The organism is Actinomyces procaprae (genome assembly GCF_004798665.1).
GTDB classification, from domain to species: Bacteria; Actinomycetota; Actinomycetes; order Actinomycetales; family Actinomycetaceae; genus Actinomyces; species Actinomyces procaprae.
The window spans coordinates 2,870,585-2,891,180 of sequence record NZ_CP039292.1 but is presented as its reverse complement, the minus strand read 5'-3'; the positions used below and the strand labels follow the sequence as shown (position 1 = coordinate 2,891,180).

17 protein-coding genes and 1 pseudogene are annotated in these 20,596 nt (G+C 65.6%); 13 read left to right on the top strand and 5 right to left on the bottom strand.

Translation table 11 applies throughout. The features are described from left to right. Positions 1–37 precede the first annotated feature (37 nt). The 3 genes from E4J16_RS11855 (at position 38) to E4J16_RS11845 (ending at position 3,098) form a co-directional block, all read left to right on the top strand. Positions 38–1,300 (top strand): ABC transporter substrate-binding protein, encoded by a 1,263-nt coding sequence (locus E4J16_RS11855; RefSeq protein WP_136314092.1) that lies wholly within the window; start codon positions 38–40, stop codon positions 1,298–1,300. A 104-nt stretch (positions 1,301–1,404) separates the two neighbouring features. Further along, positions 1,405–2,268, top strand: coding sequence for a carbohydrate ABC transporter permease (locus tag E4J16_RS11850; RefSeq protein ID WP_204519829.1), 864 nt, complete (start codon positions 1,405–1,407; stop codon positions 2,266–2,268). Beyond that, positions 2,265–3,098, top strand: coding sequence for a carbohydrate ABC transporter permease (locus tag E4J16_RS11845; RefSeq protein WP_136314090.1), 834 nt, complete (start codon positions 2,265–2,267; stop codon positions 3,096–3,098). Before E4J16_RS11850 ends, E4J16_RS11845 begins: the two co-directional genes overlap by 4 nt. Positions 3,099–3,369: 271 nt before the next feature. Here E4J16_RS11845 and E4J16_RS11840 read toward each other — a convergent pair whose 3' ends face one another. Together E4J16_RS11840 and E4J16_RS11835 are read right to left on the bottom strand one after the other, a co-directional pair. Beyond that, entirely contained in the window at positions 3,370–5,415 is a 2,046-nt protein-coding gene (locus E4J16_RS11840) for a glycoside hydrolase family 31 protein (RefSeq protein WP_136314089.1), read from the bottom strand. A gap of 33 nt (positions 5,416–5,448) precedes the next feature. After that, positions 5,449–6,750, bottom strand: coding sequence for a glycoside hydrolase family 27 protein (locus E4J16_RS11835; RefSeq protein ID WP_136314088.1), 1,302 nt, complete (start codon positions 6,748–6,750; stop codon positions 5,449–5,451). A gap of 195 nt (positions 6,751–6,945) precedes the next feature. Here E4J16_RS11835 and E4J16_RS11830 point away from each other — a divergent pair, with 195 nt between their 5' ends. The 8 genes and pseudogenes from E4J16_RS11830 (at position 6,946) to E4J16_RS11800 (ending at position 15,439) form a co-directional block, all read left to right on the top strand. Then, positions 6,946–7,986, top strand: a complete 1,041-nt coding sequence (locus E4J16_RS11830; protein WP_168709500.1) for a LacI family DNA-binding transcriptional regulator — start codon at positions 6,946–6,948, stop codon at positions 7,984–7,986. After that, a pseudogene (locus E4J16_RS16285) lies at positions 7,986–8,141 on the top strand (LacI family DNA-binding transcriptional regulator); the annotation flags it as partial. The gene E4J16_RS11830 and the pseudogene E4J16_RS16285, both read left to right, overlap by 1 nt. A 3-nt stretch (positions 8,142–8,144) precedes the next feature. Then, complete coding sequence (locus E4J16_RS11825; protein WP_240038133.1) at positions 8,145–8,993, top strand: LacI family DNA-binding transcriptional regulator; 849 nt, start codon at positions 8,145–8,147, stop codon at positions 8,991–8,993. A gap of 142 nt (positions 8,994–9,135) precedes the next feature. Beyond that, positions 9,136–11,094 (top strand): glycoside hydrolase family 127 protein, encoded by a 1,959-nt coding sequence (locus E4J16_RS11820; RefSeq protein ID WP_136192543.1) that lies wholly within the window; start codon positions 9,136–9,138, stop codon positions 11,092–11,094. Between the two features lie 65 nt (positions 11,095–11,159). Continuing rightward, a complete protein-coding gene (locus E4J16_RS11815; protein WP_204519827.1) occupies positions 11,160–12,788 on the top strand; it encodes an extracellular solute-binding protein in 1,629 nt (542 codons plus the stop codon). Then, a complete protein-coding gene (locus tag E4J16_RS11810) occupies positions 12,785–13,738 on the top strand; it encodes an ABC transporter permease (protein ID WP_136314086.1) in 954 nt (317 codons plus the stop codon). The genes E4J16_RS11815 and E4J16_RS11810 overlap by 4 nt, the downstream gene beginning before the upstream one ends. A 13-nt stretch (positions 13,739–13,751) precedes the next feature. Further along, complete coding sequence (locus E4J16_RS11805) at positions 13,752–14,702, top strand: carbohydrate ABC transporter permease (protein WP_108966099.1); 951 nt, start codon at positions 13,752–13,754, stop codon at positions 14,700–14,702. A 29-nt stretch (positions 14,703–14,731) separates the two neighbouring features. After that, complete coding sequence (locus tag E4J16_RS11800; RefSeq protein ID WP_168709499.1) at positions 14,732–15,439, top strand: YesL family protein; 708 nt, start codon at positions 14,732–14,734, stop codon at positions 15,437–15,439. Positions 15,440–15,460: 21 nt separating this feature from the next. Here the strand turns inward: E4J16_RS11800 and E4J16_RS11795 are convergent, their stop codons facing one another. Then, positions 15,461–15,994, bottom strand: coding sequence for a hypothetical protein (locus E4J16_RS11795; protein WP_136192541.1), 534 nt, complete (start codon positions 15,992–15,994; stop codon positions 15,461–15,463). Next, positions 15,991–16,608 carry a hypothetical protein gene (locus E4J16_RS11790; protein WP_136314084.1) on the bottom strand — a complete coding sequence of 206 codons (618 nt, stop codon included), beginning with the start codon at positions 16,606–16,608 and terminating at the stop codon, positions 15,991–15,993. The genes E4J16_RS11795 and E4J16_RS11790 overlap by 4 nt, the downstream gene beginning before the upstream one ends. Before the next feature lie 558 nt (positions 16,609–17,166). Here E4J16_RS11790 and E4J16_RS11785 point away from each other — a divergent pair. Both E4J16_RS11785 and araA read left to right on the top strand, forming a co-directional pair. Beyond that, complete coding sequence (locus tag E4J16_RS11785) at positions 17,167–17,904, top strand: L-ribulose-5-phosphate 4-epimerase (protein ID WP_136314083.1); 738 nt, start codon at positions 17,167–17,169, stop codon at positions 17,902–17,904. Between the two features lie 117 nt (positions 17,905–18,021). Beyond that, entirely contained in the window at positions 18,022–19,536 is a 1,515-nt protein-coding gene (gene araA, locus E4J16_RS11780) for an L-arabinose isomerase (RefSeq protein ID WP_136314082.1), read from the top strand. 2 nt (positions 19,537–19,538) lie between these two features. Here araA and E4J16_RS11775 read toward each other — a convergent pair whose 3' ends face one another. Continuing rightward, a complete protein-coding gene (locus E4J16_RS11775; RefSeq protein WP_136314081.1) occupies positions 19,539–20,594 on the bottom strand; it encodes a LacI family DNA-binding transcriptional regulator in 1,056 nt (351 codons plus the stop codon). Positions 20,595–20,596: the final 2 nt, after the last annotated feature.

The following is a 20,596-nucleotide window of genomic DNA, read 5'->3' as shown; positions in this document are numbered from 1 at the left end:
GCGGGCGCCGCTCGTCACGTGCAAAGGAGCACCGACCATGATCTCCAACATCGCCAGCACCGCCGTCTCTCGTCGTCAGGCCCTCGCCGGCCTCGGGATGGCCTCGATTGCGGCAACCCTCGCCGCATGCGGCGGGGGCGGGAACTCAGGCAAGACCACGATCACCTACCTGTCATGGGAGACCGAGGAGGTGGCACGGCCGCTTATCGATGCCTTTGAGGACGCCAACCCAGACATCGCGATCGACTTCTCCTACTCCGCTCCCACCGCCGGCTACTTTCAGACGCTCCAGACCCGTATCGCCGGCAACCAGCAGCCCACGGTTCATCGCATCAACCCGGAGACCAAGGAGAAACTCATCGGTGAGGGCCTGGTTGCGGACCTGACCGACGAGCCGTTCATGGGTGCGATTGCGGACGCGAACCTGCGCGCGTATGAGGACGACGGCAAAATCTACGGCGCCTCGTTCGGCGCATGGGCGGCCGGCGTCGTCTACAACCGGGACCTGTTGGCCCAGGCGGGCGCGGATGACGTCCCGCAGGCCTGGGATGAGTTCCTTGACCTGTGCAAGCAGCTCAAGGGTGCGGGCGTAACCCCCTACCGCGAAAGTGTCCAGGACATTCCCTCAATGTTCCAAGCATTCCTGGGGGCCGGCTACGACCTCGCGGGCGACGAGCGGGGGGAGAAGAAGATCTTCACCGGCGAGTCCACCTTCGCCGAGGAGTGGCCGGAGCCGATGAAGCAATGGTATCGCCTCTACGACGAGGGCATCGTCGGAGCTGAGTCCGTCTCGCTGACCGGAACGCAGCTCAAGGAGGACTTCATCGCCGGCAACCTCGCCATGTTCATTACCGGCCCCTGGGACTTGGCGGACATCGCCGCGTCCGACCTCAACTGGGGTATCTCGCCGATGCCGGCTGCACCTGGCGGCGAGCCCTTTGCAACTGGTGCCCCGGATCCGGGCTTTGCGATCTCGGCCTCCGCACAGGGGGAGGAACTCGAAGCGGCCAAGAAGTTCATCACCTTCCTGGCGTCGCAAGAAGGCCTCAGGCTCGCCAACGAGCACATCGGCACCCTGGTGAACACCTCGGACTTCACGGTTGAGGTGGCCCCGGAGTATCAGGGCCTCTACGACGATTACCTCAAGACTTCGAAGATCTACCTGCCCATGAACTACTGGGACCACGCCTCGGACGCTCTCCAACTCGAAGGCATCGCGCTGTGCCAGCAGTTGGTGCAGGGGCAGATCACCGTGGAACAAGTCGCCGCCGGGATGGACACCAAGCTGGCCTCCTTGTGAGGCGCTTTTGCAGAATCACTTAGGAGAATCTGATGTCCCGTCCGGATCGTGTCAATTCCAGGGGTAGGGCCCGACGCCCGCGTGGGCGCCAGGCCTCGGAGAGCTTGGCCAGCTCCGCATTTCTTCTGCCCGTCATCGCCGTCTTCGTCCTTTTATTCGCCGTCCCATTGGCGCAGACCTTCTACTTCAGCCTCACGAACTTCTCCGGCTACTCCACCGATGTGGAATTCGTGGGCCTGAAGAACTACGCGACGGTGTTCTCCGACCCCTCGCTGCTTCAGGGACTGGTGTTCACCATCATGTTCGCCCTGGCCACCACGGTGCTCATCACCGTGTTCGCGATTCCGCTGGCGGTGGTGCTCAACAAGCGCTTCCTCGGGCGCAACTTGGTGCGTTCCCTGTTCTTCTTCCTGTCCGTACCCTCCATGGCCATTCTCGGACTGGTCTGGCAGTACATCCTCTCGCCCCTGGATACCGGCGTGGTCAACAGCATCCTGCACTCGTTGTTCGGTGCGGACGCGGTGGCATGGCTCGCTCAGTCGACGTCGGCACGCGTGTGCGTCATTCTGGTGGCCGTCTGGGCCGGGGTAGGCTGGCACGCCACTCTCTACCTGGCCTACCTGCAGGCGATTCCTGCTGACCTGTACGAGCAGGCCGAGCTCGACGGCGCCGGTCAGCTCCAGCAGTTCCGCCACATCACGCTGCCACAGCTGGCCCCCGGCATTGTGGTCTCCACCTTCCTGCTGATGTCCGGAGGGTTGAAGGTCTACGACCTGCCGTTCACCCTGACCAAGGGCGGCCCCGGGTTCGCCACCAACACGCTCACCCAGTCGATCATCGTCCAGGGCATTGCGCAGGGTCGCGCCGACGTCGGCTCCGCACTGGCCGTCATCTTCACCGCCGCGGTCGCGCTCATAGTGCTGGCGCAGCTCGCGGTCTCCAACCGGATCGAGAGGAACCTGTCATGAGCCCCGCCGCTCGCCGTCGCCTGTGGTACTGGATTCGGAGCGTCGTCATGATCCTCCTGGCCCTGATCGCGGCAATCCCCCTCTACTACATCGTGGTCAACACCTTTAAGACCAGCCAGGACATGGCCGTCTCGCCGCTGGGACTGCCCTCCACCCCCACGCTGGAGAATTACTCCAAGGTCTTCGCGACCACGCCGGTCCTCCGGTCGTTCCTCAACACCGTTTACGTCACGGTGGTGGGTGTTGCCGGTCAGGTGTTCATCGGGTCGCTGGCCGCCTACGGCATTGTCATGCGCAGAAGTCGGTTCACTGCGGTGGTCGGACTCGTGCTCATGATCGCCTTCGTCATCCCGGCGCAGGCCACGCTCATTCCTCTGTACCGGCTGGAGGCCCGGGCCGGTTTGGTGAATACCCTTAACGGGCTGGTGGTCATGTATCTGGCCGGGGCGATCTTCTGCTACTTCCTGATTGTCGGCTACATGCGCAAACTCCCTTGGGAGATCATCGAGGCCGCCCGACTCGATGGCGCCGGCCCCTTCACCATCTACTGGCGTATCGTGCTGCCGCTCATCCGCCCGATCCTGGCCACGGTCATCGTCTTCCAGACCATGAGCACCTGGAACGACTTCATGACCCCGAACGTGTTCATCTCTTCCACCGCCAAGCGCACGGTAGTGCTCCAGGTCTACAACGCGGTCGGGCAGTTCGCCACCGACTGGCCGTCCTTCATGACCATGACGGTCATCGCGCTCATCCCGGTGTTCATCTTCTTCATCTTCTGCCAGCGCTGGATCGTTTCCGGATTGGCTGCAGGTAGCGTCAAGGGATGAGTGAGTCGGTACTGCCGACGACGACTACGGGTGCGCCCAGCTACAGCGGGGCGCACCCGTGCGTTCCTCCTGGAGACCGCGACGCTGTTGATGTGGGACGCGGAGTCTCCCGGCACAGGCCTCCTCCAGCTCTACCCGGCACCCGTAGCGTCCGGGTGCTGCTGGTCTCTCACCCCAATGGAAGTGTTTCGGCTACCCCGAGCGCGTCGATGATCAGCCTTATCGCGAACCGGTCGTCCTGGTGCACTGCGGCCCCGGGATCCGACGGCGCTCAGATGGTCCCAATCAGATGTGACAGCGCGCCGTCACGCAGAAGAACCGGGATGGAGCCTAGCGGGGCGTCAAGGTTGACCCACTGCCCGCCGTCGTGGATCTGTCCGGTGTGGGCGTGGGTCCACGACGCCCCGGCTGGGAGGTAGACCTCGCGGCTCGTCGCCCTGGGCGTTAGTACAGGGGCCACGAGGACGTCCGGGCCGAACATGTACTGATCAGCCAAGTCACGGCAGGCGTCATCGTGGGGGAATTCGTAGAACATGCCGCGCATGACCGGCTGGCCGCCGATATGCGCCTCGCGCATGAGTGAGCGCGTGTACGGCCGTAGGTGCTCGCGCACCCAGACGAAGCGAGTGAGGATTTCTTCGACCTCCTCCCCGAAGCTCCACAGCTCGTTCGCAGCGCCGCTGTGTTCACGGGGCGTACCGTCGGCGGCGGTGACCTTCTCGAAGGGCAGGCGGTCGCCGTGCATGCGCATCACGGGGAAGAACGTGGACAGCTGGAACCACCGTACGAGCAGCTCGTGGAAGGCGGGGTCACGGGCATCGCCGCCGTGGAAGCCGCCGATGTCGGTTGTGAACCAGGGGATGCCGGCGACGCCCATGTGCAGACCCGCGATAAGCTGGCGGTGCAGGCTTGTCCAGTTGGAGGGGATGTCCCCGGACCACACGAGGGCGCCGTAGCGTTGGGAGCCCGCCCACGCGCAGCGCACGAGATTGACGATGTCCTCCTGCCCGGCCGAGACCTGCCCCTCGTAGAAGAGCCGGGAGAACGCCTGTGGGTAGATGTTTCCGACCTCGGATACCGGTCCGGCGTGGTAGCGGTAGGCGTCGAAGTCATACGTGCCGTATTCGGGCTCCGCCTCGTCGAGCCAGAAGAGCCTGATGCCCAGGGCGTGATAGCCGCGCTTGCAGATCTTCCACACGGTGTCGCGGGTGCGCGGGTTAGTGGGGTCGAGGAACAGGGATGGGCCGCCGAAGGCCATCTGGGGCTGCAGGCCGTGGTCCGCCTGGACGAGGAGGTTCTCCTTGGCGAGCAGAGGGTAGTTCTCGCTGAGCGGGGAAACTTGCGGCCAGACGGAGACCATTAGCTCGATGCCCAGCTCGCGCAGCTCCTCAACCATGGCGCGCGGGTTGGGCCACATCTCCTCATCGAAGTGGTAGTCGCCCAGCTCGGGCCAGTGGAAGAAGTCTGCGACGATGACGTCGATCGGCAGTCCTCGGCGCGTGTGCTCGCGAGCGACCTCGAGCAACTGGCTCTGGTTCCAGTAGCGCAGCTTGCATTGCCAGTAGCCCAGCCCGAACTCGGGCATCATCGGTGCGTGCCCGGTGGCGTCCGCGTAGGCGCGGGAGATTTCCGCCGGGCTGTCTCCGACGGTCACCCAATAGTCGAGTTGGTGGGTGGCGTTCGCCACCCACTCGGTCCTGTTAAGCGCGAAAGTCGCACGACCGATGGCGGGGTTGTGCCATAGGAAGCCATAGCCGGCGCTCGACAAGACGAAGGGGACGCTGGCCTGGGAGTTGCGGTGCGCGAGCTCGAAGGTCGATCCCTTGAGGTCGAGGATCTCCTGCTGGTACTGGCCCATGCCGTACAAGTGCTCGTCGACGGGCGACTCGAAGGCGGCGAGGAGATGGTGGGAGCCTCCGGGCAGAGGCGTGAAGTTGCGGGCGACGAGCTTGAGCGCCCCGCCGTCGCCGAGCTCGCGCAGGAGGGTACGGCCGTTGCTGTCGCGGATCTCCAGTCGGGCCCGAAACACCTGATAGCCCGCCTGGGCGTCATAGGCGCTGTCGGCGTGCACGAGCACAGTGAGTCGGCCGTTGACCAGGCGGGCATCAGGCCCGTCGACGGTAACGGTCGTGGGCACGTCCGGCACCGGCAGGAGCGCCCAGTCGGTATCGATGAGGTCCCCGGCCGGGACGCATCGCACACGTACGGCGCTCTCGCCCCAGGACTCGACGCGCAGTGTCTGGCCGGAGCCGCGCCAGGTGATCGAGGCGGGCCCGATCTCGAAGACCGGCGTGGTGGCGGCGTGTATGGGGGACATGACGGTCCTCGGTAGTGGGAGAGCGTGACGGATTCAGGCAACCGCGGCAACGGCGCAGCCGTGGGCGGGCAGGTCCATATCCCACCAGCCGTCGACGACGGCGGCGCGCTTGCTGGTCCACAGGTCGGTGAGGTGGCGGGTCGTCTGGGGCAGCCCGAGATCGGCCAGGTGCAGGCGGCGGGTGCGGGGCTCATCGCCGAGGTTGAAGACGGCGCGGACCTCCCGTTCCCCTTCCCCCCGGCCGGGCGCCGGACGCAGCGTGGAGCGCCAGACCACGAGGTCGCCGTCGCGGATGATCTCACGGCAGTCGGCGCCCCGCTCACCCAGGGCGAGCACGACGTCGTTGCCGAGCAGGGCGATGGTTTCCGGCGAGGACTCCGGCAGATGTCCGCCCATCATGAGCGGGGAGCGTGCAATGCTCCACAGCGTCAGCATGGTGCGTTGCTCGTCGAGGTTCAGGCGCGAGTGCCGCGGGTCGCCGACATGCGCGCGTAGACCAATTCGCCCCAGAGGCAGCATGTCCAGGTCCCCGACACCGTCGTCGCTCTGTACTGCGGCCCAGCGTGCGGCCCGTTGGAACTGTTCCACGACTGCTTCCCAGTCGTCCCACAGGTCGTCCGAGACCCGCCACATCTGGGCGTGCTCGCGTAGGAAGTCGGCGTGCTCAAGCGACAGCTCGCGCCCCGGAGACAGGCTGAGCGTGATGTCGCGGCCGGAGCGCTTGATCGCGCGGTGGATCATGGCGATGTCGGGGCGGCGGATGGGCGGGTAGAGCACGTCGTCGACCTTGACGAAGTCCACGCCCCAGGTGGCCAGGAGTGCGAGCAGCGAGTCGTACCAGGCCTGGGAACCGGGGTGATCCGGCTGCACACCCTCGTTGTCCGGGTTCCAGGGGCAGCGGTCGGATGGGGGAGTGGCAACGTCCCGGGCGGTGTAGGCGGTGCCGAGGATCGGGGTGTTCGCGGCGACGGCTCGGCGCGGGATGCCCCGCATGAGGTGCACGCCGAAGCGCAATCCCAGGGCGTGGATCGCCTCCGCCAGCGGTCCGAACCCGGCTCCACCCGCCGCCGAGGGAAAACGGTTCTCGGCGGGCAGCGGACGCCCGTAGGCGTCGATGACTGCCGCCGAGTGGGCGTTGTAGTCCGCGGTGCCGGGGGCCGGCTCGTACCACTGGATGTCTACCACGACGGTGTCCCAGCCATGTGCGAGCAGGTGCTCGTGGATGAAACGCGCGTTGTCTAGAACCTCGGCCTCGGTCACCGACCCGCCGAAGCAGTCCCACGAGTTCCAGCCGCGCGGCGGGAAGGTGGCAGGTGGGGAAACTGGTGGTGTCATCACTGACTCCTAGAAGCGAAATGTAGTCCGTATCATGAAGCAGTGATGAATCGTTGTCAAGAGTACTCGGTGGGTTCGGTGCGGAGACCGTCGCCATGCGTGGCATTCGGCTGCCGCAACCGCTGTACCCCGATACCGTGTGATCGGCGGTGGATGGAGCCGCCCCGGGAGCGAGACACGGGAGGGGAGGAGTCGATGGCTGTCACTATGCGCCAGGTAGCGGAACTGGCGGGCGTTTCGCTCAAGTCCGTCTCCCGGGTGGTCAACGGTGAGCCGAATGTGAGCGACGAGCTCAGACACAAGGTGACGACGGCCATCGACCAGCTCGGTTGGCAGCCAAACGCGCTGGCGCGAACACTACGTACCGGCCGCACCGAGACCGTGGCCGTCATCGTTCCCGACTTGCGTTCCGGCTGGGTCGCCGCGCTGGCGCAGGCATTGGTGATCGAGGCGGACCGGCGCGGGCTCCGCACCGCCATCGAGCCGTGTGGTCGCGATCGCAATCGCGCCGTCCAAGTGCTGACCGAGCAGTCGACGTCATTCGACGGGGCGATTGTGGTGGGAGGAATCCATGGCGAGGACGTTTCCTCTGCGGGGGGAGGGCCCCTGCCGGTCTGTCGGATCGAGGCCTTCGGGGCTAACGGCACTCCGACGACCGGCGGAGGTGTCGGCTTGGATTTGGATCAGGCGGCCGACGTCGTCAGCCGGCATCTGCGGGCGCTGAGACTGACGGCTCCGGTGGTCGTCGGCCCTCGCCTGGACCGGCCAGGTGCCTTCGCTCATGCCCTGCAGCGGGCGCTGGATACTGCGGCGGTACTGGAGACGGATGCCGTGCCCAGTCGCGCGGAGGGATTTCGGCTGGCCGCACGACTGGTGGAGGACCTCGACCGCCATGACGTCGTCGTATGCGCCGATGACGAGCTCGCCCTGGGTGTGCTTGCGGGGCTCAGAAGTCGAGGAGTGCGGGTACCGCACCAGATCGCGCTGTGTGGGTGCGGCGGTCTCGAGGATGGACGATTCTCCTCGCCGTCGCTGACCACACTCGGCTTTCCCACCGGAGAGATTGCGAGGATTGCGCTGGACGATCTCCAACGGAGGTGGGAGCCGGGTTCGCACAACAGGGCGATGACACGGGTTGGGGCCACGCTGATACGTCGCGAATCCACGCTGGGGTTCACCTCCGCGCCCCCGCTGTCGATTGGGCCGTTGTCGTCTCCCCGGGTGGAGGGGTTCTGATGCAGCGGCGGGTCAGGCTCCGCGATGTGGCTCAGGCGGCCGGCGTGTCGGTGGCCACGGCGTCGACGGCGCTATCGGGAGGCGGGAAGAGCGGGACGACGCGATTGTCCGAGCAGACCCGGAGGCGAGTCAGGCAAGCAGCGCGTACCCTCGGGTACGTGCCCTCTGAGGCCGCTCGGGGATTGGTCACCGGCGTATCCGGGCGGATCGCAATCGTGGTTCCCAACCTCTATCAGCCCTACTTCTCCCGTCTTGCGGAGATGCTTATCGACGAGCTCGCCCAGCGCGGCCTGCGCTCGACGATCCGACTGACCGAGGATGTGCCCGCGCGCGAACGCGACGCCGTCATGGGAGTGTCCACGGGGGACGCGGACGGCGTACTCATATGCCCCCACCACTTGAATGACGCGCTGTTGGCCGGTCGGCGGCCTCCCCTGCCGGTGGTGCAAATCGGTTCGACCCCGACGGCGGGTGTTGCCGGAGTCGCCATGGACGAGTTCGGTGGGGCGCTGGCCGCAGCCCGACACCTGGTCTCCGTCGGCCGTAGCCGCATCGCCTACATGGCCCAGATGGACGGCGATGGCGGGCCACGTTTGGAGGCCTACCGCTTCGCGCTGCAGGAGGCGGGTATTGATGTCGATCCGGCCCTGATCGTGCGGGGCGAGGACTGGGACCGCAGGGACACCGGCCTGGAGTCGACAATCGGCCTGCTGCGCTCGGGGATCCGCTTCGACGCGCTGATGTGCATCAATGATGCCGTAGCCATCGGTGCCCTGCGCGCTCTGCAGGCGGCCGGAGTCGCGGTCCCCCGGGATGTCGCGGTGACCGGCTTCGACAACACCGTCGAGGGCGAGTTCACCGTTCCGTCGCTCACCACCGTCGATCCGGGAACCGACACCATGGCCCGTGCCGCGGTGGAGTGCCTCGTAGCGCAGCTACAGGGTGAGGCGCCCGGGGCGCCCGCAGAGGCGCCGACCACCTTGATCGTGCGCGGCTCCAGTCGCTGAACCTTCTGCGCACCGCCGCTCCTCTGCCTGGTGCGACGCCCACATCGACGACAAGGTGTGCCCTGAATCACTTGATCGCGGTTGACAACGTTTAATCAGGCGGTCATGATGGACATGTCACAACAGCAACGAGGAGTTGACAATGGCGCCACTCGATTTGCAGCAGACCGCCTCTTCGGCCTGTCTGTGTGCTCCGGCCGCCCCGGGCCCGCACGCCCACCCCGTCGGCCGCGCCCCGCTCGGCATCGACGCGGTCCGCATCTCCCCCGAGAGCCCTCTGGGGCGCTGGCAGGAGCGCAATGCTTCCCGCACTATTCCCCACTGCATCGAGCAGCTGGAGATCTCCGGCGTCATGGACAACTTCCGGCGCGTGATCGGCGAGTCCGGCGCCCCCTACCGCGGTTTCGTCTTCGCCGACTCGGACCTGTACAAGGTCATCGAGGCCGTCGCCTGGGAGATCGCCCGCTCCGGCACCCACGACTTCGACGCCTGGCTCGACGAGGCCATCGCGCTGATCGCCCGCGTGCAGGAGCCGACCGGCTATCTGCACACCTGGATTCAGGGCGTTCGCCCGGACAAGCGCTTCGCCGAGCTGGAGCGTAACCACGAGATGTACGTGCTCGGGCACCTGATCCAGGCGGCTGTCGCCCTGGACCGGGCGGCTGGACGGGACGGACTGCTCCGGGTCGCGATCCGTTTTGCCGCCCTGGTGGACCGCCGCTTCGGCCCGGGCCGTGAGGACGGCATCCCGGGGCACCCCGAGATCGAGACCGCACTCATCGAGCTTCACCGCCACACGGGCGAGGCCCGCTGGCTGCACCTGGCCGAGCACCTGATCAACCAGCGCGGCCACGACATCCTCCCCGATGAGGGCTTCGGACGTCGCTACTACCAGGACCACGCGCGCGTGCGTGAGGCCGTCGACCCCACCGGCCACGCGGTCCGCCAGCTGTATCTGAACGCCGGTGTCACCGACCTGTTCCTGGAAACCGGTGAGTCGGCGCTACACGACGTCATGCGAGCGCAATGGGAACGCGTCCACGAGCGCAAGATGTACCTGTCCGGTGCCTTCGGCTCCCGCCACCGCGACGAGTCCTTCGGAAACGACTACGAGCTGCCGGCTGACCGGGCCTACGCCGAGACCTGCGCCACCATCGCGGACCTGCACTGGACCTGGCGCATGCTGCTGGCCGGCGAGGACCGCCGCTACGCCGATGTCATGGAGCGCGAGCTCTACAACGCCCTGGCCGCGTCGGTGGATGAGAGCGGCACCCGCTTCTTCTACTCCAACCCCATGCAGCGACGTCCCGACCGCTTCAGTGAGGAGAACGCCCCCGCGCAGCGGCAGCCCTGGTACGCCTGCGCCTGCTGCCCGCCCAACATCGCGCGCACCATCGCCCAGGCCGGTGCGTACGTGGCCACCGTCCGGCAGGCCCCGGACGGGCCCGCGCTGGAACTGCACCAACTTCTCGCCTGTGAGATCGAACTGCCCGAATCGCTCGGCGGCGGAACGCTGACGGTCCGAACTCGTTACCCCGCCGACGGTGAGATCTCCCTGCACGTCGTGGGTGGCGCCCTACCTCCTGGAACGGCGGTGCAGGTACGCATCCCGGTCTGGGCGGACGGCATCACCCTGCGCGTGGGAGGGAAACAACGCCCGGTGTCCGAGGCCGAGCAAGCCCACGGCTACATCCAGATCCCGGCCGACGACGTCGACGGCGCTACCCTGCAGCTCCCGCTCCGTCCCCGCTGGATTGCCGCCAACCACCGTGTGGACGCCGTACGCGGTGCCGTCGCCCTCGAGCGGGGGCCGATCCTGTACTGCCTGGAGCAGGTGGACCTGCCGGAGGAAATCGCCGCCGATGACGTTTTCCTGCCCGGGCCGCCGGATGTCGCTGAGCTACCACCGACGACGACTGGTCCGGCCCCCGTACTGCGGGTGAGTCTGGCGGTGCGTGATCCTGATGATCGGCTTTACCGCCCGGCTTCATGGGTCGAGCCGGCCGAGCCCTCACGAAACGTGGAGGCGGAACTTGTGCCCTTCTCCACCTGGGGCAACCGCGGCCCCGGTGCCATGCGCGTATGGATTCCGACCATCTGACCCTGCTGAGATCCACGCCCTTCCGCATTTGTCCATCCCACAACCCTCACTCAAAGGAGAGAACCATGAACACCTGTACACGTGCGCCCGCGTTCAGCCGACGCACCATGCTGCGGAGCCTGGCAGCGGCCACCGCCGTCACCGCTGCAGGCGGCACGCTCGCCGCCTGCAGCAGCGGATCCGGATCGGGTGGCTCCAACCAGCTTCGCATCCTCGTGCTTAAGCACCCCCTCACCAAGCCTATGGCCCAGATGGCGTGGACGAAGCAGCTCGAGGACGTCGCGGGTATTCCCATCGCCTGGGAAGAGGTCTCCGCCGACTGGGATCAGAAGAAATCCACGATGCTTGCCGCAGGCGATGTGCCCGATCTGATCGTAGGCACTGGAGCCATCTCGGACTCCGACCTGGCCACCTACGGCACGCTCTTCGAGGATCTCTCCGACGATCTCGACGCCATTCCCAACGTCAAGGAAATGCTGGCGGCGAAGCCGGAACTCACGGCCCTGGCCACCCAGAGCAGCGGTGCGATCTACGCCGTCCCCGGGTACAAGCGCTTCTGGCCGCCTACCGTTCAGCACCAGTACATCAACCGCCAGTGGCTGGATGCGCTGGGTCTGGAAATGCCCACAACCTGGGACGAGCTGTATGACGTACTTGTCGCCTTCAAGGAGGGCGATCCGACCGGGACCGGGGCGAAGGTGATCCCCATGGACTGGAGCCCGGTGGGCACCACGGGCTTCGGCTACTTCCAATCCGTACTATTGCTCGGGTCCACCGGCCTGCCCCTGTCCTCCGGCGGCGGGCAGGGCTACTTCCTCCAGGACGGCAAAGTCTCCAACTTCCTCATCGACGAGCGCTACCGCGACGTCATGGTCTTCCTGTCCAAGTGCTATGCGGCGGGGCTGATCTCCGCGGAGGTGCTGACTCAGGACTACTCGGCGTACCAGTCCGCCGCTCGCGGGCCGGGGGACGGCGTCGCCACGGTTGGGTTCACCTGGGGCTGGACCCGTTCGGATCGCTTCGGTCCCGAGATCTACGAACAGTACGAGGCCATGCCCGTGCTCGCGCAGAAGGCCGGACAGACCACGCCCGTGGCCTGGAGCTACGACGGCCTCGGCGAGAACTTCCCCGCCAACCAAATCGTGGTCTCAGCCTCCACCCCGAACAAGGAGGCCGCGTTGAAGGTCCTCAACGCCTTCTACGACCGGGAGATGAGCCTGCAAGTGCTCTTCGGAGACATTGGTCCAAACATTGAGAAAGTCGATGAGAGCACCTATAAGGTCCTACCGGCCGAGGACGGCACCGACCCCTCGACCTGGAAATGGACCTCCACGCTGGCGGACAACGGTCCCATGTGGATCCGTGACGACATCACCGTGGAACTGCCCACGGACCTGCAGGAGGCCATCGACGAGACCGTCCCCCTGCAGCCCGCCATCGACAACATGGATCTGGAGAAGGACGTGTACCCCACCCAGTTCATCAAGATGACCGCCGAGGACATCAGCGCCATGGCGCTGGTCAACACCACCATGCTCAATACCACCCAGACCAAGTTCGCCGATTGGATCACCAACGGCGGGGTCGAGGAGCAGTGGGACGACTACCTCGCCACCGTCAAGGCGTCGGGCATCGAGGGCAACATCGCCAAGATGCAGCAGTACTACGACGACTACATGGCTTCGAAGCAATGAGTACCGCAGTAGTGAAACGCGCCGGCGCCCCGGCGGGACGTTCCGGGCATGGCCTGGCGAGACACCTCAAACGCTATTGGCAGCTGTGGGCCATGGTACTGCCGGCCACCGCCTTCGTTCTGGTCTTCGCCTACGTTCCCATGTACGGCATTCAGCTGGCCTTTCGGGAATTCGACTTCACTGCCGGCCTGACCGGCGGCAGGTTCGTGGGGTTGAAGTATTTCCAGCAGTTCTTCGATTCCCCGATGTTCGCCACCCTGATGCGCAACACCGTGCTGATCTCGATAACCACGCTTGTGCTGGGATTCATCGCACCGATCATCCTCGCGCTGTTAATCAACCAGTTGGTGCGCTCGCGCATCAAGCGCTGGGTCCAGACCATCACGTATCTGCCTCACTTCATCTCCGTGGTGGTGATCGTGGGCATGCTGCAGGTGTTCCTGTCTCCCAGCGACGGCCTGCTTACACGGCTACTGGCGTCCATTGGTATTTCCGGCACCAACTTCCTGGGAGACACGGGCAGCTTCGTCCCGGTCTATGTCCTGTCTGACATCTGGCAGCACGCCGGATGGAACTCGATCATCTATCTGGCAGCGCTCGCGGGGGTCAACACCCAGCTTTACGAGGCCGCCCGAATCGACGGCGCCAACCGGTGGCAACTCATACGCCACGTGGATATACCGGCCCTCGTGCCCACGATGATCATCCTGCTCATTCTCAACATGGGCAACGTACTCAACACCGGCTTCGAAAAGGTGTTCCTGATGCAGAACACCCTGAACCTGCCGATCTCCGAGGTCATCTCGACCTACACCTACAAGATCGGCATTCTCAGCAGCCAATTCAGCTACTCGACTGCCATCGGCCTGTTCAACACGCTCATCAACTTCACCTTCCTCGTGCTTGCCAACCGCATCGCGAAGCGGGTGTCGGATACGAGCCTGTGGTGACGAAGGAGGAGACATGACCACCACATCGCTCTCATCGGGTCGATCCCGCAGGGCACGGCGACCTCACTCTCGGCGTCGGCGCTGGTCGTCGGGGGAGAGGCTGTTCGACCTCGGCGTGCTGCTGGCATGCGCGCTTGTAGTGTTCGCGACCCTGTATCCGATCTACTTCGTCCTGATCGCGTCCATCAGTGACTCGGGTGCCGTGGCCACCGGACAAGTCGTCTTGCTTCCCAAACGCCTGAGCCTGTTCGGGTACGAACAGATACTCGGCGACGCGCGTATCTGGACCGGGTACCGTAACACGATCGTGTACACGGCGGTGGGTACGGCCTTGAACCTGGCGGTCACACTGCCCGCGGCCTTCGCGCTGTCGCGCAGGGAGTTCCGACCGCGGCGCCCGCTCATGCTGTTCTTCGCCTTCACCATGTTCTTCAGCGGCGGGCTCATTCCAACGTATCTGCTCTACAAGGACCTTGGGCTGCTGGACAACTGGCTGGTGTTCATCCTGCCTTCGGCGGTCAACGTCTACAACCTGATCATCGCCCGTTCCTTCTTCGAAAACTCCCTACCCGAGGAGCTCTACGAGGCGGCGACGCTTGACGGCGCGGACTACTTCAGGTTCTTCGGCACCATCGCGCTGCCGCTGTCGAAGGCAATCATCTCGGTGATCGGGCTGTACTACCTGGTGCAGCACTGGAATGACTTCTTCACCGGGCTCATCTTCGTCCGTGACTACGCCAAGCAGCCGCTGCAGATCGTCCTGCGAGACATCCTGCTGTCCAACCAGGCCTTCTCCGGCGGGGCCGGCGGTGGCGGCGGGTCGGGAGGCGCTTACGCGCAGCGATACGCCGACCAGATCAAGTATGGGGTGATCGTGGTGTCTACCCTGCCCGTCATCGTCGTATATCCCTTCCTGCAGAAGTACTTCGAGAAGGGTGTGCTGATCGGAGCGGTGAAGGGATGAGTGGCCGGCCCGCCCCACGGGGGCGCCTTATGCCCGCCCTCGTGGGGTGGCACGTACGCATCGGCGAGCTAGTAGGACGCCTGTTCGTCCTGCACCTGGTCTGGCTGCTGGGCGTGGTCGCCGGCGGGGTCATTCTCGGTGCGGCACCGGCGACTATGGCTCTCAACGCCGTCATTCGGCGGGACCTGCTCAATCAGGCCCTGGAGGCGGGCAACCTCGTTGTTGCCGAGCGGCCCGGCCTGTGGCGGGAGTTCTGGCGGGTGTGGCGGACAGAGTTCTGGCACGCGCAGGCGATCGGCGCGGTGGTGCTCGCAGGTTGGGAGGTGTTGGGCCTGGACCGGCTGGTGCTGCGCGGCGGCATCGGCGAGGTCACTCCCTGGCTTTCCGGGCTCGTGGTGGTGCTCAGCGTTCTGTGGGCGGCGGTTACGCTGATCGTCTGGCCGGTGGCGGTTCATTTCGACGAGCCCCTGCCGCGGGTGGCCAAGCTGGTGGTGGTGCTGGCACTGTCGCGCCCGGCGCAATCGCTGGTGGCGCTCGCCGTCGCGGCGGGATGGCTGGGCCTGTGGCGCGCGTCTCCCGGGCTGGTCCCCGTCTTCGGTGTGGCCCTGCCCGCCTGGTGCGTGGCCTGGCTGTACTGGCACTCCGGCGTCCTCCCGCTGCCCGATTCGGCAGTGCCGGTCGAAGCGGCCGACGACGTCGACATCGACGCCGCCATTCGGGCGCTGGCGGAGCGTTGACGCAACTCAAGGCCATGGTCGTTACGTGATGCGCTCCAGAAGCAGGAGTCCAGCATCGATGCCGGGCATACGACATGCCGTTAGGCTCCGATACACATCGTTCCCTTTGACGACGGCGCAACTGAGGGCCGAGGCGTCGTCGACGATATCGGTGGCGCCCGCACTTTCCGCGATCCTCCCAATAAGGTTCACGCGGTGCGGCGATGGGGAGGTGAACTCCGGATCGAGCCAGGTGCCCTCGACCTCGGCGGCATGCAGCACATACACCGCATCATGCTCACCGTGCGGACCGACCTCCGACTCGTGGTACTCCTGCAGGACGACAGAATCAGGTACCGTCACTCCCCAATTGCTTTCGAGTGCTTCCAACTGCCAGTCCAAATCGTTGTTTCCAGCCTCTTCGGAAGCTAAAGCGCCCGCCAGAGGCGCGCCGGCATGAGCGATGGTCAATGATATTGCACCCACTATTAGCGCGGGAGTGATGATGATCACCGCCATGAGCGTGAGTGCAGCCTTGGTCGTCAGCTTGCACGCAGACGAGGAGTTCCCGATCATACGGTTATTCTAACATTGAATGGGTAAATGGCGCGCGTCTGTTGAGCGGCTAGCATTACCTTGATGACTTTCTGCTGTAGGCCCGCATAGTCGTTGGCGCTGAAGTCGTATACATCTCTAATGTTGATTCTCGTGCCTACTCGCACCCAGGAGAAGCGGTGGATTGAATAGTATAGATCGTAGCCAACTGTTCCACCGGTCTTCTCGAATGCGGCGCTGCCGCGCCGGGACTTGGATGATCGCAGTCTTTTGACGAGTTGCGTCTGTGCGGCGATGCCCCCGTTTTTGGGTATGCGTGTGGTCCCTCCTCGCTTTAGGTTTAGCCCGTGAAGAGCCAGTTCTGCTGACAGCTTGTATCCGGCTGATAGGAAACTTGCCCCGATTCCGGCCACTGCAACGCGAAGGGCCTTTCTCGTTCTGGCGGAACTGGTCGCGTTCGGAGCGTCCAGTCGGGAGGTTGCGTGTGGGGCGCCTTCCTCATACTCCGCTGCGGCACTCTCGTATCCATAGCTTCTGAGTACTCCTTCGATGGACTGCCCCTTCGAGGCGAGGTTGTTGCTGATCTCTGCGAGCAGGCCGGGGATGTCTGGAGTTGGTTGTGTTTCAGTGGGCATAATGTGGGATGACGCCGAAGCGGGTGCCGGGATCACTGATAGGGCGACGCTGCCCGCAATCGTGGTGAATAGAGTCGTCGCTGAGCGTCGTTGCATCATGCAGATCTCCGATCCTGTATCTGATTTGGCGAGTCAATCCTAACTACTATGTCTCCGCTGACATATACATCTTTTGGCTGAGATAGTCCTCGCCCGTATGGCGGAGATCGTTGCGGTGGCTTCAGCCTTGCGTACCTTGCGTGCAGGCTTGATGTGTGATAATCGCCTTCGGGCTGGTTTTGTGGAAGTGCCCCGACGTGTGTCTGTTGAGACTGCTTGTGGTTCGCCGAACCTTGGGCGTGAGGTGTCGGTCGGCAGAGGTTCGCTCGATTCATGCAAGGAAAGGGGTGGAGTGGATGACTGGGGCGGTGGGGGCGTCATAGCGGAGGCGGGTTGGGGGATGTCGATTGGACAGGGGGTTGACGACGTCGATGTGAGCGTTCACAATTAGGGCTGCGGCAACGGTGCCGAACGGCGCCGTCGACCCCGATCCACCCGACGAACAAGTAGGAGAAGAACATGACTGAGCGGATTGTGTTGGCTGATTTGGATGATGGTGTGCGTGAGGCGGTGGCTGGTGCGCGTGAGCGGGTGGCGCGTTTGCATGGGGAGTTGATTCGGTGGGGTCTGGTGGTGTGGACGGCTGGGAATGTGTCTGAGCGGGTGAGCGTGTCTCGTCCGGACGGGAGTGTGGAGCGGACGGACTTGTTTGTGATTAAGCCGTCGGGTGTGGCGTATGAGGAGCTGGCGGCGGACAACATGGTGGTGTGCACGCTGGACGGGGACAAGATCGAGGATGGGACGCCGGAGAATCTGACGCCGTCGTCGGATACGGCGGCGCATGCGTATGTGTACCGGCATATGGGGCATGTGGGTGGGGTGGTGCATACGCACTCGACGTATGCGACGGCTTGGGCGGCGCGGCGGGAGCCGGTGCCGTGTGTGCTGACGATGATGGCCGATGAGTTCGGGGGTGAGATTCCGGTGGGTCCGTTTGCCCTGATTGGGGATGACTCGATTGGGCGGGGGATTGTGGAGACCTTGTCGGGGTCGCGGTCGCCGGCGGTGTTGATGGCGAATCACGGCCCGTTCACGATCGGGGTCGATGCGCGGGCGGCGGTGAAGGCCGCGGCGATGTGTGAGGAGGTGGCGCGTACCGTGCATATCGCGCGTCAGGGGGGTGAGCCGGTGCCGATCGAGCAGGGGATGATCGACCGCCTCAACGACCGCTACCAGAACGTCTACGGCCAACACTGACCAACCCGTCCGCCCCGAGCCGGTGCCCCGCCCCGAGTCGCCGCCCGGCACGGTGCGGGCCGCCCCTGAACCTTTTTCAACCTACTGTCTATCAACGCAATTCAAAGGAGAAGACTCATGACTGCTCTACCCAACCCCTTCGACGGCAAGGAGATCTGGTTCCTCACCGGAAGCCAGGACCTGTACGGCGAGGAGACCCTGGCTCAGGTCGCCGACCAGTCCCAACAGGTAGCCGCCTGGCTGGAGGCCGCCGATGCCATTCCGGTGCGCATCGTCTGGAAGCCGGTCCTGAAGGACCGCGACGCCATCCGCACCGCCATGCTCGCCGCCAACGCCGACGACGCCTGCATCGGTGTGATTGCCTGGATGCACACCTTCTCCCCGGCCAAGATGTGGATCGGTGGCATCGACGCGCTGTCCAAGCCCCTGGTTCAGTTGCACACCCAGTACTCGCAGTCCCTGCCGTGGTCCACCATCGACATGGACTACATGAACCTCAACCAGGCCGCCCACGGCGACCGCGAGTTCGGCTACATCCTGACCCGCCTGAGCCAGCCCCGCAAGGTCGTCGTCGGGCACGCCACCCAGGCGGCCACGCAGGCCAAGATCGGCACCTGGGCCCGCGCCGCCGCCGGCTGGGACGCCCTGCATGCCACGCGCCTGGTCCGCTTCGGCGACAATATGCGCAACGTCGCCGTCACCGAGGGCGACAAGACCGAGGCTGAGCTGCGCCTGGGCGCCAGCGTGAACACCTGGGGCGTAAACGACCTGGTCGAGGTCGTCGACGCCGTCACCGAGGCCGAGATCGATGCCCTCATTGAGGAGTACCTGGACGCCTACGACGTCGTCGAGGAACTGCGTCCCGGCGGCGAGCGTCACGAGTCCCTGCGCTACGGTGCTCGCATCGAGGCCGGCATGCGCCGCTTCCTCCAGGAGCGCGGTGCCACCGCCTTCACCACCAACTTCGAGGACCTCGGCGGGCTGCGTCAGCTGCCGGGCCTGGCCGTCCAGAGGCTCATGGCCGACGGCTACGGCTTCGGCGCGGAGGGCGACTGGAAGACCGCCCTGCTCGTGCGCGCTGCCAAGGTCATGGGCTACGGCCTGCCCGGCGGCGCCTCCCTCATGGAGGACTACTGCTACGAGATGACGCCCGGCAAGGAGAAGATCCTCGGCGCCCACATGCTGGAGGTCTGCCCCTCGCTCACCGAGTCCAAGCCCCGCCTGGAGATCCACCCGCTGGGCATCGGGAACCGCGAGGACCCCGTGCGCCTGGTCTTCGACGCCGACTCCGGCGCCGGACTCGTAGTCGCCATGTCCGACATGCGTGAGCGGTTCCGCCTGACCGCCAACCTCGTTGAGGTCGTCGGTCCCGACGAGCCGCTGCCCAAGCTGCCCGTCGCCCGCGCCGTATGGGAACCGGCTCCCGACTTCTACACCTCCACCGAGTGCTGGATGCAGGCCGGCGCCGCCCACCACACGGTCATGACCACGGCCACCACCCTGGAGATGTGGCAGGACCTGGCCGAGATCGCCCGGATGGAACTGGCCGTCATCGACTCCTCCACCACCACCCGCGGCTTCGTGCAGGAGCTGCGGAATAACCAGGTCTACTACCGCCTCACCCAGGGTTGAGATCAGACCTGTCCGCGGTGGGGCTCGCCCCGCCGCCCCGGGGCCGCCCCGGCGTCGTCGACCGTGGACCCACGCACCGACAACGCCGGGGTGGTCTCCACTGGCCGCGGCTCCAGCGGCCCCGATGCGGGTGAGTCCTCGCTAACAGTCGCGTCCGCTCCGATACTGAGCAGCGACAACGCCCCCCTGGCGATGGCCGGCAGATCCAGGTCCACGCTGGTGAGCGTTGGGGTGGCGAAGGCGGCGGCGTCGGTGTTCCCGCGGCCGATCACGGCCACCTCCAGAGGTACCCGTACACCGCGTCGTCGTAGCGCGCTTACGGCGCCCGCGGCCAGCGCATCGTTGTGGCACACCACCGCGTCCACGGGGAGCCCTGTGTATGCCAACCGTGCCACCGCCTCGACTCCGCCGAGCATCCCGTCAGGAGAACCGACACGCAGGACGGCATCGTCGTCGACGCGCAATCCCGACTCCCGTAGGCCTCGCACGCAGGCGCGCGTCCAGCGGTCGGCGGCACTGGCGACGCCGACGACGGCGGGACGGATTCGTCCCAGCGACCGCAGATGGGCGGCGACCAGCGCCGCCTGGGCATCGAGCGGGCAGCTCACTCGCGGCACGCCCACGGGGCCGGAATCGGCGATGAGCGCCAGGGGTGCGGGGGATGACGCCTCACCGGCCAGCAATGACGCCGGATCCAGCGCCCGGGGCACCAACACCGCGGCATCGGAGCGCCTCGCCCATGAGCCGGCCAGGATCTCCTGCTCGTGCTCCGCCTCACCGCTCGTCAGTTCCAGAATCACGGTCGTGTCGCCGGCGGCACGCATCAATTCCTGGGCCAGTGCGGCGTACAGCGGCTGCTGCAGGGTGGGGATCGCCAAGGTGATGCTTCCCCACCGGCCTGAGCGCAGTGCCGAAGCGCTCGGATTGAGCCGATAGTCCAGCGCCGTGACCGCTTCCAGCACGCGCCGGCGCGTAGCGGTAGAGGCTCCGGGCGCGCCGCGCAGCACGTTCGAGACGGTCTTGGTGGACACGCCCGCCCGGCGGGCGACATCGCTCATGG